The sequence below is a fragment of the Solitalea canadensis DSM 3403 genome (assembly GCF_000242635.2).
Taxonomy (GTDB): domain Bacteria; phylum Bacteroidota; class Bacteroidia; order Sphingobacteriales; family Sphingobacteriaceae; genus Solitalea; species Solitalea canadensis.
On record NC_017770.1, the window covers coordinates 4887002 to 4900880 of the forward strand.

10 protein-coding genes are annotated in these 13879 nt (G+C 38.3%); 7 read left to right on the forward strand and 3 right to left on the reverse strand.

The annotated features are described in order from the left end of the window. Both SOLCA_RS20605 and SOLCA_RS20610 read right to left on the reverse strand, forming a co-directional pair. Nucleotides 1-3153 carry an efflux RND transporter permease subunit gene (locus SOLCA_RS20605; RefSeq protein WP_014682417.1) on the reverse strand — a complete coding sequence of 1051 codons (3153 nt, stop codon included), beginning with the start codon at nucleotides 3151-3153 and terminating at the stop codon, nucleotides 1-3. 67 nt (nucleotides 3154-3220) lie between these two features. After that, nucleotides 3221-4354 carry an efflux RND transporter periplasmic adaptor subunit gene (locus SOLCA_RS20610; protein ID WP_014682418.1) on the reverse strand — a complete coding sequence of 378 codons (1134 nt, stop codon included), beginning with the start codon at nucleotides 4352-4354 and terminating at the stop codon, nucleotides 3221-3223. Nucleotides 4355-4696: 342 nt separating this feature from the next. On the opposite strand from SOLCA_RS20610, the gene SOLCA_RS20615 reads away from it, so the two are divergent. From SOLCA_RS20615 to SOLCA_RS20645, 7 genes are all read left to right on the forward strand, one after another. Further along, nucleotides 4697-6814, forward strand: coding sequence for a TonB-dependent receptor (locus tag SOLCA_RS20615; protein ID WP_014682419.1), 2118 nt, complete (start codon nucleotides 4697-4699; stop codon nucleotides 6812-6814). Between the two features lie 112 nt (nucleotides 6815-6926). Further along, entirely contained in the window at nucleotides 6927-7565 is a 639-nt protein-coding gene (locus tag SOLCA_RS22595) for a hypothetical protein (RefSeq protein WP_014682420.1), read from the forward strand. A gap of 128 nt (nucleotides 7566-7693) precedes the next feature. Continuing rightward, nucleotides 7694-8368, forward strand: coding sequence for a hypothetical protein (locus SOLCA_RS20625; RefSeq protein ID WP_014682421.1), 675 nt, complete (start codon nucleotides 7694-7696; stop codon nucleotides 8366-8368). A gap of 528 nt (nucleotides 8369-8896) precedes the next feature. Continuing rightward, nucleotides 8897-11128 (forward strand): hypothetical protein, encoded by a 2232-nt coding sequence (locus SOLCA_RS20630; protein WP_014682422.1) that lies wholly within the window; start codon nucleotides 8897-8899, stop codon nucleotides 11126-11128. A gap of 104 nt (nucleotides 11129-11232) precedes the next feature. Continuing rightward, nucleotides 11233-11445, forward strand: coding sequence for a CsbD family protein (locus SOLCA_RS20635; RefSeq protein ID WP_014682423.1), 213 nt, complete (start codon nucleotides 11233-11235; stop codon nucleotides 11443-11445). Between the two features lie 59 nt (nucleotides 11446-11504). After that, nucleotides 11505-11786, forward strand: coding sequence for an ATP-dependent Clp protease adaptor ClpS (locus SOLCA_RS20640; RefSeq protein ID WP_014682424.1), 282 nt, complete (start codon nucleotides 11505-11507; stop codon nucleotides 11784-11786). An 80-nt stretch (nucleotides 11787-11866) separates the two neighbouring features. After that, nucleotides 11867-13630 carry a S41 family peptidase gene (locus tag SOLCA_RS20645; protein WP_014682425.1) on the forward strand — a complete coding sequence of 588 codons (1764 nt, stop codon included), beginning with the start codon at nucleotides 11867-11869 and terminating at the stop codon, nucleotides 13628-13630. Here SOLCA_RS20645 and SOLCA_RS20650 read toward each other — a convergent pair. Continuing rightward, nucleotides 13627-13878, reverse strand: coding sequence for a hypothetical protein (locus tag SOLCA_RS20650; RefSeq protein ID WP_014682426.1), 252 nt, complete (start codon nucleotides 13876-13878; stop codon nucleotides 13627-13629). The two genes, SOLCA_RS20645 and SOLCA_RS20650, sit on opposite strands and share 4 nt — an antisense overlap. Nucleotide 13879 lies beyond the last annotated feature (1 nt).

Below are 13879 nucleotides of genomic sequence, written 5' to 3' on the forward strand. Positions count from 1 at the left end.
TTAATTTCCCGTTTTTTGTTCAGCACTTTGATCCGTTTTATTTTTTTTCTTTCCAAGTGTTTCAATCCAATTAAAGAAAGAAGGCACCAGCAATACCCCTAAAAATGTGGCAACCAGCATTCCTGCAAAAACGGCCATTCCCATTACCTTACGCGCTTCAGCGCCGGCACCTGCAGCTGTTAATAGAGGAACTACGCCAAGAATGAATGCAAAAGCAGTCATTAGGATTGGCCTAAAACGAAGGCGTGCGGCTTCAATTGCCGAATCAAAAATGGATTTTCCATGTTTTTCGTGCGCTTCTTTGGCGAACTCAACGATCAGGATGGCATTTTTGGCCGACAAGCCTATCAGCATAACCAGACCAATTTGAGCAAAAACATTGTTTTGATAACTCGAGCTAAAGAAACCACATAGCCATAAACCCAGGAAGGCTCCGAAAACTGCTATTGGCGTTCCAAGCAAAACACTGAAAGGTAATCGCCAGCTTTCATATTGGGCAGCTAAGATTAAGAATACGAATACAAGTGCCGTAGCAAACATTACAGCAGCAGTTCCTTCCGCAGCCTTTTCTTGGTATGACATGTTACTCCATGAATAACCCATGCCTTTGGGCAGAACCTCATTTGCTGTTTCTTCAAGTGCTGCCAAAGCTTGTGAGGAACTGTATCCTTCGGCTGGTGTCCCGTTTACCTCTGCTGCTCTAAACATATTAAAGCGGTTGGTATATTCTGGTCCTGTAGTATCAGAAACTGTAACTAACGTGTTTACCGGGACTATTGTGCCATTTCTACTCCTTACAAAGAATAGGTTTAAATCTTGCGGACTAAGCCGGTATTGAGATTCGGCCTGTACAAATACTTTATATTGCCGCCCAAATTTGTTAAAGTCATTTACATAAGAACTACCCAGATAAGCCGAGATAGTACTGTTGATTTCAGAGATATCCACTCCAAGTTTTTCTGCTTTATCCAGATCAAGGACTATTCTTTTCTGAGGAACGTTTGAGCGATAAACAGAGTATATTTTGCCAATTTCAGGTCTTTTTGAGGCCGCAGCGATAAACTTCCTTGTTTCATTACTTAAATATTCAGGTGTGTTACCTGTTTTATCCTGTATCATAATCGTAAAACCGGCCCCTGTTCCTAGACCAACAATTGGAGGCGGACCAAAAGCAATAGCGGTTGCTTCAGTTATTTCACGGGCAAATTCACTATTAGTTTGTTTAATAATATCAAAAACAGTGTGTTTACGTTCTTCCCAGGGCTTTAATGCCACAAACACAAATGCTGTATTGGTGGAGTACGATCCGGTGATCATACTGTACCCCATAATGGTGGAGTAATACTGCACACCATCAATTTTGGACATGATCTGTTCTATCTTTCTTGCCACTTCATCACTTCTGTTTAGTGACGCTGCATCCGGCAATTGAATATTTAGCATGAAATATCCCTGATCTTCTTCAGGAACAAATCCTGCAGGAATTGCTTTTCCTAATAAACCAACTGCAACAACAAGTATGATAATGAATAAAATAGCCCGATATGATTTTCTCAGCAAGGCAGTTACCGCGTTCACATACTTATTGGTAAAGCGGTCGAACATGTTGTTAAACTTGGTAAAGAAACGGTCTAACCAACCCTTTTGTTCCTGCTTCGGCCGTAATAACATCGCAGCCAGTGCCGGACTTAAGGTTAACGCGTTGAAGGCAGAGAATATAACGGAAATAGCAATGGTAATTGCGAACTGTTGGTAAAGCCGCCCGGTAATGCCTCCAGCCAAAGCTACCGGAATAAATACTGCTGCTAAAATCAGGGCAATGGCTACAACGGGCCCACCTACTTCCTTCATCGCCTTTTGTGTTGCCTCCTTCGGATTCATGCCGTGTTCAATGTTATGAATTACAGCTTCCACTACCACAATGGCATCATCCACCACAATACCGATGGCCAATACCAAACCCAATAAGGATAGCACATTTACTGAAAAACCCAAAAGTGGGAAAATAATAAACGTTCCTATCAAAGAAACGGGTACGGTTAGTAATGGAATAAGGGTGGCTCGCCAGTCTTGTAGGAAGATGAAAACAACCAAGATCACTAATATAACGGCTTCAAATAAGGTATGGACAATTTCATTAATACCTGCGCTAATGGCGGCGGTTGTATCTAGTGAAACATCGTATTTTAAATTTGGAGGGAAACGCTTTCTAAGTTCTTCCATGGTGGCTTTTACCTTATCTGCTACTTCCAATGCATTAGAACCTGGTAACTGGTAAACACCAATTGATGCTGCCGGCTTTCCATTAATACGGCTATAGGAATTGTAGTTCTCTGTTCCGAGTTCAATCCTGGCAACATCTTTTAACCGAACCAGTGCTCCCTGTTCACTGGATTTGATAATGATGTTTCCAAACTCTTCTTCAGTAGCCAAACGGTCTTGTAAGCGTACAGTATAAGTATTGTCAACTGTTTTTGGAGTTGGGGGGGCACCAAATTTACCGCCAGGAACAATTGTATTTTGTTTTTTTACAGCATTAATAACGTCATTAGCAGTAAGATTCAATTTTGATAGCCTGTCAGGGTTGATCCATACGCGCATTGAATAATCAAATCCACCAAATAAACTTACACTACCAACGCCGGGTAAGCGGGCTAGCTCATCTATAATGTTGATGTTCGCATAATTGCTCAGGAATTCTGAATTGTAGGTTTCATTTGGAGACGAAAGGGATATCAGGAGCATTGGAAAAACCAGGGATTTCTTGGTTACTACACCAAAGTTTTTTACCTCTATTGGTAAACGAGCGTTAGCTTGAGAAACCTTGTTTTGGGTAAGCATATTCGCATTATCGAGATCGGCACCTACTTCAAATGAAACCTGTAATACTAATGAACCATCATTTGCATTAATTGATTTCATGTAAAGCATTTTTTCAACACCATTTACCTGTTGTTCAATAGGTGTGGCTACGGCTTGCTCTACGTTAACGGCATTTGCTCCGGTGTAGGTAGTGGTTACCTGTATCATTGGCGGAGTAATCTCCGGGTATTGTGCAATAGGAATATTTCTGAGCGTCAATAATCCCATGATCACCATGATGATTGAAATAACCATGGCAACTATTGGTCTGCGGATGAAAAACTCACTCATGTATGTTTAAATTATGGAAGATGATTACTTATAATTTAGTTCTCAATATGGATAATTGATAGCAGAGTTATTCAAGTTTAGCAGCCGGAGTCCATTTGGTTTCCACGGGTGTAACTTTAGACTTGTCTGTTAATGCCATTGTACCAATAAGTGCAACTCGCTCGCCTGGAGTAAGGCCTTTAGTTATTATCCACATATCACCAACTCTTGGTCCTGGCTCAATAACCTTAACTTTAAGCGTATTGGTGTTATCCACAATAAATACCTGGTAAAGATTTTGAAGTTGAGTTACTGCTCGCTGCGGAACAACTATCGCATTTGAGAAGCTTTGGGTTAATAACTGAACCTTAACATATAGTCCTGGCCTTAACAAGCCCGACTGATTATCAAATGATGCTTCAAGTGTGATTGATCCTGTTTGAGGGTCAATTTGGCGGTTGGCAAAATCTACGTGACCTTTTTCGTTGAACACACTGTTATCGGGAAGTATTAATGATACCTCACGCATCCTCTCATTAATTTTCTTGAACTCACGCGCAAATCGTAAATACTCCGTTTCAGTGATCTGGAATCGTACACGAACGGTTCCGGTTTGAGAAACGGTTGAAAGGATATTAGATGATGTCCGGCTTACATAATCGCCTACCCGAACATTTGAAATACCAATAATGCCGTCTATCGGTGCATATACTTTTGCATAACCGAGTTCTATTTTAGCATTTTGAAGTGCAGCTTCAGTAACTTGTTGACGTGCCTTTGCTGCATTGAATTCTGCAACAGCATTATCAAGATCCTGCTTGCTTAATGCATTCATATCTGCTAAAGGTTTTACCCTATTTAGTTGACTTTGTGCTCTGGCAACTTCAGTTTTTGCTGATGCTAGATTTCCTGCTGCCTGATCAACCCTAGTTTGGTATTGGATATCGTCTATCGTATAGAGGAGTGTGCCCTTTTTTACTTTGGTGCCTTCTTTGAAGTGAACACCAGTAACCCATCCTTCTACGCGTGCCCGAATATCAACATCGGATAAGCCATACGTTTGACCTACGTATTCCTGGTATATGGGCACATCTGTTTGTTGTGCTTTGATAACTGAAACTTCAACCGGAGGACTAGTTTTAGCAGTTTTAGGTTTGCAGGAAGTGAAACTTGCAAACAAAACGGTTGACAGAATAAGGAACCTTGTTGTACAAAGAGTCATGTTTAGAGAGTCGTAATTTGCTTTAAGTTAATTAAATATATTGTAGATTACTATAGTTACTATAAAAAAACATCTCTTAAGATCAGCGACAGAAATTCGTAAAAACGTACTTATTGTTGCTTTGAGTTTGACTTTCGGGAAGAATTTCGGCGACTTTAGCGTATTTCGAACACAATGGGTAATAGATCAGTTAAACAACTGTACTTTCTCGGTTAACTGAATTATACAATTTTCGCCGACGTTTTTTTGCTATTCGTCGGTCTAATAATTCCACTCATCGGTAAACTATTCAAAAAAAGCTTTCTTGTTTTCATTTTTGAATCGTCAACAGAAACTAATTAAATGAAAACACCATTACTAACCCTTTCGTTCTTACTGATGTTAACATCAGCTGTATTTGCTCAGACTAAAATATCCGGTACGATCAAAAGTCAAAAAGGAAAACCTCTTTCCAACGCCGGAATTGCCATAAAAGATTCATATGATGGATCAACTTCTGATAAAGATGGAAAATTCAGTTTTACTACTGATGAAAAAGACAGCAAGCAACTACTAGTAACCCTTGTGGGTTACGAACCTCATATACAAACCGTTCAGCTTACCGGATCTGCTATTGAATTAACAATAGAGTTAGATGAGCTGGCTACCGAGCTCAATACGGTTGTTGTATCGGCCGGAACAATGGAGGCGAACGACAACCGTAAAATGGCTCAGCTAAAATCATTAGATATAGCCACAACTGCCGGAGCTGAAGCAGATATTGTTTCAGCATTGCAAACATTGCCGGGTACACAAGCTACAAGTTCTCAACAAGGTTTATTGGTTCGCGGTGGTGCGGCTAATGAAACTAAAATGTATTTCGATGGTATGTTGATCAAAAATCCATATCTGAATGATCTTCCGGATATTGCTTCTCGTGGTCGCTTTTCTCCATTTATGTTTAAAGGGATGAGCTTTAGCGCAGGAGGTTATTCTGCTCAATATGGTCAGGCGCTTTCATCGGCTCTTGTGTTAGAAAGTAAAGATCTTGAGCCTAGAACAACTACAGGTGTAAGTTTAATGAGTGTTGGTGGAGGAATTGTTCAAACTAATAAATTCAAAAACAGCTCGCTTCAAGTAGGCGGTCAATATATAAATCTTCAACCTTATTATGGATTAGTAAAGCAGGATGCAAATTGGAATTATGCACCACGCAGTTATGGAGGTTCTGTAAATTATAAGCAAAAAACAGGTTCTACAGGAATGTTTAAATTCTTTTCAGAGTTCTCAAGTGGAAAAGTTGGACTAGATGTAGATAACCTGGATGACCTTTCTAAGCCGGGTAATTACCTGAATAAAAACAATAACCTTTTGGTCAACAGTACTTATCGTCAGTTCTTAAGTGATAAAGTAAAATTGGATGCCGGCGTAACATTTAGTACTGATCGTGATAGTTTAAAATACAACACCGATAAGATTGGTGATTATGATCGTATGGCCGAAGGTCGCGGTATGATTACCTATTTCTACGGTCGTTTATCCAGTTTGAGAACAGGTGTTGAGTATTATAATTCGCACAAATATCAACGATTTAATGATAAAGAACGTGAGTTTACCGATAATATGGCTGCTGCGTTTGTGGAAACCGATCATTATTTCACTCGCTCATTGGTAGCACGTTTAGGTTTACGGGTAGAAAATTCAAGCTTGCTTAATCAGGCTAATTTGGCGCCCAGAGCTTCTTTAAGCTATAAACTAAGCCAGTTTTCTCAAGTATCGGTAGCTTATGGTAAATTTTATCAGAGTCCGGAAGATATCGTTTTGGTCCAAAGCAAAAACCTTGATTACCAATCTGCGGATCACTACATACTTAATTATCAATACATGAGTGATAAACGTACATTTCGTGTAGAAGCTTATTATAAAAATTATGATGGATTAGTTAAAAACAGTGGAGATTATTTTAACAATTCGGGAAGGGGATACGCTCGTGGAGTAGATATTTTCTGGAGAGATAGTAAGACAATTCCAACTGCAGATTATTGGATTAGTTACTCTTACTTGGATACAAAAAGAAACTTTAATGATTTCCCGGTAGAAGCACGTCCAAACTTTGCAGCTACACATACAGCTAACCTGGTTTATAAACAATATGTGCGTCCAATTCACTCTCAGGTAGGTTTTACTTACACATTTGCATCGGGAAGGCCTTATTACAATCCCAATAATCCAGTGTTTATGTCAGACAAAACCAGAGATTTTCATAACCTGAGCATGAACGTAAGCTATTTAACACGCATAATGAACCAATTTACAGTGGTGTATTTATCTGTAAGTAATATACCTGGGTTCAATAATGTGTACGGCTATAATTACTCAACCGATGGTTCTGTTCGAAAAGCGATAGAGCCTCCTGCAAAACGTACGTTGTTTTTAGGTGTATTTATCACCATCGGTGGATCAGATTTTAATGCATTGTAATTAACCAATAGTTATTGGCCGTTAGCAATTAGCCATTAGGAAGTCAAAAATACTAACTGCTAATAGCCAACAACCAACAGCTCAAAAAATAAAAGACTTAAATTCAATACTCATGAAAACCACATTATTAACTTGCTTCGCAATTTTCGCAACAACGGTAGCTTTTGCACAAAGTCCGAATTTTGAAAAAGGGATGACCAAAGGAATGGATATGATGAAAAACGCTAAAACCAGTGAAGATTTTACTGCCAATGCCAATTTCTTTGAAAGAGTTGCTACAACAGAAAAAACGCAATGGCTTCCCTTTTACTATGCCGCCTACAACCAACTTATCAGTGGAGCCCTTGAAAAGGACAACTCCAAGAAAGACGCCATCTATAGTAAAGCTCTTGACTTCGTCTCGGAAGCCGCAGCGCTCAAGTCAAACGATTCGGAAATCGAAACATTGACTGGTTATATTAAGTTGATGACGGTTTATGTTGATCCGATGAATAGGTATACACAAATTGGTCCGGCAATGACCTATTTAGAAAAAGCTAAACAATTGGATAGTGCTAACCCTCGTCCATTATTTATCATCGCTCAAAATTCATTCTACACACCTGAGGCTTTTGGTGGAGGTAAAAAAGTAGCATTGCCACAGCTTAAAGATGCAATGGAGAAATACAATGCATTTAAACCAGCTTACACATTTGCTCCAAGTTGGGGTTCTGAACATTGCCAAGCTTTATTAACAGAAGCTGAGAAATAATTCTCGAATTTTCTTACATCATTATAACTTTCGTTTTTGATAAGCATTGCTATAACTGCAATGCTTTTTTGTTTTGCATTTATGGAATTTGAATAGATTCGGAATCATATTCTAAAATCAAAAGCGCTATGGACTATAAAATACAGATACCTGAACCATGTCATGAAGATTGGAACCAAATGACGATTGAAGATAAAGGCCGACGTTGTGCACTTTGCTGTAAAACCGTAGTTGATTTTACTGATTGGGAAACTACAGCAATTATTGATTACTTAAAGGGGAAAAAGGAAGTGCTTGTTTGCGGCAGGTTTAAGAACAGTCAGGTGGAGCAGGATTTTGATAGTTCTACAAAAGACAGAATGAAACAAATTTGGTTTTCAAACGCATCGTTCCTTAAGAAAATAGCAGCGATTATTTTAGTTGCATTCGGATTAACTACCACTTCTTGTGATAATTCAACTGTGGGGAAGGCTGATGCCAATTCCACTGACTCGATAAAAGCCAAAGAAACTCCTCTTCTCCATGGCAATAAGGCCCAACTTGTCGATAGCTTGCTTGAAGGAGGACATTTAGTTGGCATTGTCGACAGACCTGAGGGACGTATTGTATTGGTGGCACCTCCACAACTTCCGGTCAAACCCAAAGAATGTATCAGTTATCCATCGATTACTATGGGTGATGTGGTTATTGACACGATGCAAGATTCTGTAACTAAGCCAGCTATAGAGCCCACTGATAACGAAAGTCTCGTATTGGGCAAAGTTATTGTTCCCAAAGCAGATACTATTAAAAAGAAGTTTTAGTTGTTTTAAGTTGTATATAATGGTGAAAGACAACCTCGGAGAGGTTGTCTTTTTTGTTAGTTGTTTTTTAGAAAAATAATATTGTTGATTTTCAGTTTGTTATAGTCTTGTTTTTTATCGGATTTTACTGCGCAAAAAGATTGCATATAAGCTTTTCACCTTTGTACTGTCAAAAGCAGGTCAAGTAAAAGTTACTTCAAACTCTTTTAGGTAGAACTACTTTCACCATTACCTCTTTTACACTGAAGCAGTAGCTCAGGCGGTAGAGCAACGAAAAGTTTTAAGATTACCTTAAAAATTATTCAAATGTTATTTAGGGAGACTTTTTCAGTTACTTGAAGGAGTGTGGTTCAAGTCCACAAGCGTTTAAGAATTATCAAAGGTCAATTAAAACTTACATCCAGACTCCAAATCCGTGTGTCGTGAGTTCGAATCTCACCTGCTTCGCAAAAATTGAGGTCAATTGTCGCTTACTTCTTTTCAGATAAAAATAGCGACATGATTATCTGATTATTAAAAACAAAAACTATGAACGCTTTAGTAAAAGTAAGTATCCGACAGCAAGCTGTTTTCGTTCCATTATCTGTTATTGGAAATGAACGAACAGCATTAAGTCCGGCAACTACGTCGCTTGTGGCAAATCTGGCGTCGCTGGGTTATGGCGTATCAGAATCATTATTACGAGCTTTAAATAATATAAATCCTTCTTACCAGACCGATCTATTAAAGACATTCTGTACGGTAATGGGTGTAAATAAAAATTGGACCCCGTTGGTAAAAGGTTGGGACGTACCAACGGGCGAATCAGTAGTGGATCATATCGTTACATTATTTGCAAATATCTTCAAGACAAAAGGAGTTAGTTTAGCATGTGGACACGTTATTCCAGCTAATACATTTCCACTTGAACGTTATAACGGATGCCCTTTCTGTGGAACCCCGTTTGAGTTTGGAAATCTTGAATATAAAAGTCAGGGAAGCAAGTTGAAAACACTTGAATTATGGACGGTTGACGATGCTCGTTCATTCCTGACAAGCCTGCTTCAGTCAAAGACCCCGTTGGATGCTACTCAGATAGATAGCCTGAGACTATTATTATCTGAGTTACAAATTCCTGAGGTGAAAATCGAGATGAAAGAAACATTGATGACGGTGATTGATGTTTTGGTGGAACAAAATAATGAAGCAAGTGCTCAAAGTTTGTTTACTTCTCCGGTTGATATAATGCGGTACTTATGGTATAAGCATACAGGTTTCCTTCAGATTATTGAGCCTAAAACAATTATTGAACGTACCGCAAAAAATGGTCGCCACATTGGTTTGAATCAGGGAAATAGTGCTATCGCAAAGTTAAAATCAACCGCCGATCTTAAATTGAAATACGGTCGTAAAGAATCGTTGATGATAGCTTCATGGTTAAATCACCTTGAAATGGACGTAGCAAAGATCTGCGAAGCTATGCATCCAAAACGAAGTATGTGGGTACGTTTTATCAGAGCCTTACGTTTAGCGGAATTCAGTAAACGTGCGGGATTTGAAAAGTTAAGAGAAGTATTGGATGTTTTTTACAATCAAACTTATGAGGTGTGGAACGGGCAAGTAAGCTATTATCGTTTACGTTTGGATGCAGAAAACACATTCGATTTACTAAAACAGCGTCCGGGTTTATTTGCCCGCTCTTTGTTTGCCAATATGTTATGGTTTGGTGCTGATGTGGCTGTTTCTGCTTTTGAAGAAATTATAGAAAAAGTACCTGCTCGATTGGTGTTCACTTTAAATATGTATGCCGAAAATTATTTCGATAAAGGGAATAGTCGAATTGTTAAACCGTTAGGAGGTGTTGCAAAGTCAATTCCTGCCAATAATTTATTGCAATTGTATACTGAAGATCAGTTAGAAGAGATGAAAAAAGCTGTTGAAGGGCTGTGCATTGTCGCAATGAAAAAACGTTTTGCAAAGGTTGAAAATTCCGCTAAGACCATGTTTATTGATTCGATGTTGTTTAAGATACCGGTTGCAATCGGCGATAGAAGTGATTCAATTCAGGATATGCCTTCTGCATTAATGGGGACCCGTTTTAAGGTTGAGGGAGATAAGGTTCGTTTGTTTATGCAATGGGGAGAGGGTTTGCCTGCTCAACATTTAGACATGGATTTAAGTTGTCATATTGCCTATGAGGCTAAAAATGATTTTTGCTCATATTCTCATTTGTTAACAACCGGATGTAAACATAGTGGCGATATCAGAAGTATTCCTGCTAAAGTAGGTACGGCTGAGTACATTGATATCGATATTAATCAGTTACAAAAGGCTAATGCTCAATATGTAACTTTTACCTGTAATGCCTACAGCAACGGAAGTATTACTCCAAACCTGGTTGTTGGATGGATGAATAGTAAGTTTCCGATGAAAGTTTCTGAGCTTACAGGAGTGGCTTACGATCCTTCATGTGTGCAACATCAGGTTCGGGTTGTCAATAATCTCACTAAGGGTTTAATTTTTGGTGTTTTAGACGTTTCAAACAGTGAAATAATATGGTTGGAAATGCCTTTTTCTGGTCAGGTTGTTCAAGGACTGGAACTTAAGAACGTGAAGAATATGCTAAAGAAATTGGATAGTAAATTAAGTGTCGGACAGTTATTAACCATTAAGGCCGAATCACAAAATATTGAATTAGTAAATGAGACTTCAGCCGATGAGGTTTATTCCCTTGAATGGGTAACAAATACTGCTGCAGTAACTCAATTATTGATTGATTAATATTCCATCCGGCAATTCGCCGGATGGTTAAACCATGACCTACTTTTATCAAAGCATTTGCCTTAGATACATTATTCTTTTAAATTTGCAGGAAATAACATAGAATGAGCAAACTGGCTATAACTGCAAACTGGGATAAGATCAAAACAAAGATCAAACGTAAATATAACAGATTAACAGACGAGGAATTAGCTTTTGTTCCCGGACAAGAGGAAGATTTGGTCAACAGAATCATGAAATCGATTAATAAAGACCGCGATTATGTTGAGTTTATGCTTAGCAAAATGCAGTCGAACATGGAAAACAACCGTTTGTAATCTCTATTGATTTTTTATCGATTAGCTTACTAATTGTTAACCATTAACAAAAAATATTCATGAGCACGGTGATAGAAACCGAAGTACTCGAAGAAGTTGAAGTTTCTTCAGATATAGGTGAGCCTGTAAAACTGATTTTGTGGAATGACGATTTCAATACTTTTGAACATGTTATTGCCTGTTTAATCAAATATATTAAAAAAACGTATGATGAGGCTGAGGCTATAGCATGGATCGTTCACACTAAAGGTAAGTCTATATTGCTTGAAGGTTCTCGCCCAAATCTTGTTGAATATTACAATATCTTAAAGTTTAAAGGTCTTACGGTAAGTCTGGACTAGGTATTGTACTGCATTTTCGGGAAAATCCTCAGTCATTTTTATTTCCATTTTTACATAGTATTTGCTTAGTTTTAGGTGATATGATGAATGTAATGAACAAGATTGGTGTTTTCTTCCGGTCGCCTAAAAGGCTTTTTTTAACAGCTGGCATTGGTGCTGCGCTGTTTTTTTCGTTTAAGGCCGTCGACGAACAATTCGAGATCACTAAGAATCTTGACATTTTTGCCGGCATATACCGCGAGGTCAACTTAAATTATGTTGACGAGGTGCAATCGGCACGATTAATTGGCACTGCAGCTAATGCAATGATGAGTTCATTAGATCCTTATACAGAATATGTTCCTGAAGATGATGTAGAGGATTTTAAAATGAATTATGTTTCCAATGAATATGGGGGAATTGGAGCGTTAATTCTTCAAAAGGATAATAAAACCTTTGTTTCAGAAGTTTATGAAAATTTTCCAGCTCAAAAAGCTGATATCAGGGCAGGTGATGAATTACTGTCGATTAACTCGATTTCTTTAGCTGGTAAAACGAACCAGGAAGTTAGCGATCTCTTGAAAGGACAAAAAAATTCAAATATCATTATCAAAATACTTCGTCCGGGTGATTCAAAACCTATTGATAAGAAATTATTGAGGGAAGATATTAAGTTTCCGAATGTATCTTATTCAGGAGCGGTTGGTGAACGCATCGGATATATTAAATTGGATCGTTTTCTTGAAGGGTCTGCATTAGAAGTTAAAAACGCCTTCCTGAATCTTAAAAAAAGAGATAAAATTAGTTCACTTATACTTGATCTTAGGGGGAATGGCGGAGGTATACTTCAGGAAGCCGTTAAGATTGTTAACTATTTTGTTCCAAAAGGTGAAACTGTTGTTTCTCAAAAAGGACGTGGAGAGCAGAATAATTACGTTTATCACGCCGGCTCAATTCCTTTAGATAGTACAATTCCATTAGTTGTTCTGGTTGATGATGGAACGGCTTCTGCATCAGAAATTGTAGCAGGGGCGGTACAGGATCTTGACAGAGGTGCAGTTGTGGGACAGTCAAGTTTCGGGAAGGGACTGGTTCAGCAGACGTTTAAATTGCCTTATAATACTTTAGCAAAAGTAACGATAGCTAAATATTATACGCCAAGCGGCCGATGCATTCAGAAAATTGACTATTTGCACAAAAATAGCCGTGGGCAGGCGGAGAATATAGCAGATTCACTAATTACCGAATTTAGAACTAAGAATGGCCGTGTAGTTTATGATGGAAGAGGAATTACTCCTGATGTGTATGTAAAGCCGTATTATTTCAGTTCAGTAATTGCTGCATTGGTTGAAGATAATTTCATTTTTGATTATGGTACCTATTACCGTCAAAAAAATAATGGCATCAAAAATCCTAAGGAATATCGTTTGAAACCTGATGATTACGACAATTTTGTTCGTTATGTTACTGAAAGACACTTTAGCTTTACCACAAAGAGTGATAATGTGTTGAATGATCTTGAAAGAGTAGCAAAAAAAGAAAAATATTTCGATCAGATCCAGGCGCAGTATGAGGTGCTAAAGAGCAAAACCAAGCAAAACAGGGACGATGATCTAAAACAGTTTAAACCAGAAATCTCGCAGGTGCTTGAAAACGAAATCATTTCTCGTTATTATTACCAAAGGGGCAGAATAGAGGCCTCATTCAAATACGATACTGAGCTAAAGGAAGCCATTAAGGTACTAAGTCAGAAAGAGCAATATGCAAACATTCTGAAAGGAGCCGGTGATTATAAAATCATTGGCAAAAACAGCGCACAATTAAGAACTGCCGATGTTAAAATGTCGGCTGGAAATAAGCGTTAACAAATACCTCCGAAATCGGAGGTGGATAGTCCATTGGTGTTAACAATTCTGTCAATTCTTATTTCTTTTCCGTTGTCGAGCTTTAGATAATCGATTTTATCTCTTTCAAAAAACTCCGTAATTAGTCCCATTGTGTGCTCTTGTTGATCATTTTGATCCATAAATATAATTGCACATGGAGTACGGCTGGAGGCAAAAGCCTCCAGCTGATCATAAAATGTACTCTGTGATGATCTTTTTGATTTCATA

Excerpts from the sequence above, each read along its gene's own strand:
- SOLCA_RS20605 (WP_014682417.1), bottom strand. The coding sequence starts at position 3,153 with ATGAGTGAGTTTTTCATCCGCAGACCAATAGTTGCCATGGTTATTTCA.
- SOLCA_RS20610 (WP_014682418.1), bottom strand. The coding sequence starts at position 4,354 with ATGACTCTTTGTACAACAAGGTTCCTTATTCTGTCAACCGTTTTGTTT.
- SOLCA_RS20615 (WP_014682419.1), top strand. The coding sequence starts at position 4,697 with ATGAAAACACCATTACTAACCCTTTCGTTCTTACTGATGTTAACATCA.
- SOLCA_RS22595 (WP_014682420.1), top strand. The coding sequence starts at position 6,927 with ATGAAAACCACATTATTAACTTGCTTCGCAATTTTCGCAACAACGGTA.
- SOLCA_RS20625 (WP_014682421.1), top strand. The coding sequence starts at position 7,694 with ATGGACTATAAAATACAGATACCTGAACCATGTCATGAAGATTGGAAC.
- SOLCA_RS20630 (WP_014682422.1), top strand. The coding sequence starts at position 8,897 with ATGAACGCTTTAGTAAAAGTAAGTATCCGACAGCAAGCTGTTTTCGTT.
- SOLCA_RS20635 (WP_014682423.1), top strand. The coding sequence starts at position 11,233 with ATGAGCAAACTGGCTATAACTGCAAACTGGGATAAGATCAAAACAAAG.
- SOLCA_RS20640 (WP_014682424.1), top strand. The coding sequence starts at position 11,505 with ATGAGCACGGTGATAGAAACCGAAGTACTCGAAGAAGTTGAAGTTTCT.
- SOLCA_RS20645 (WP_014682425.1), top strand. The coding sequence starts at position 11,867 with ATGATGAATGTAATGAACAAGATTGGTGTTTTCTTCCGGTCGCCTAAA.
- SOLCA_RS20650 (WP_014682426.1), bottom strand. The coding sequence starts at position 13,878 with ATGAAATCAAAAAGATCATCACAGAGTACATTTTATGATCAGCTGGAG.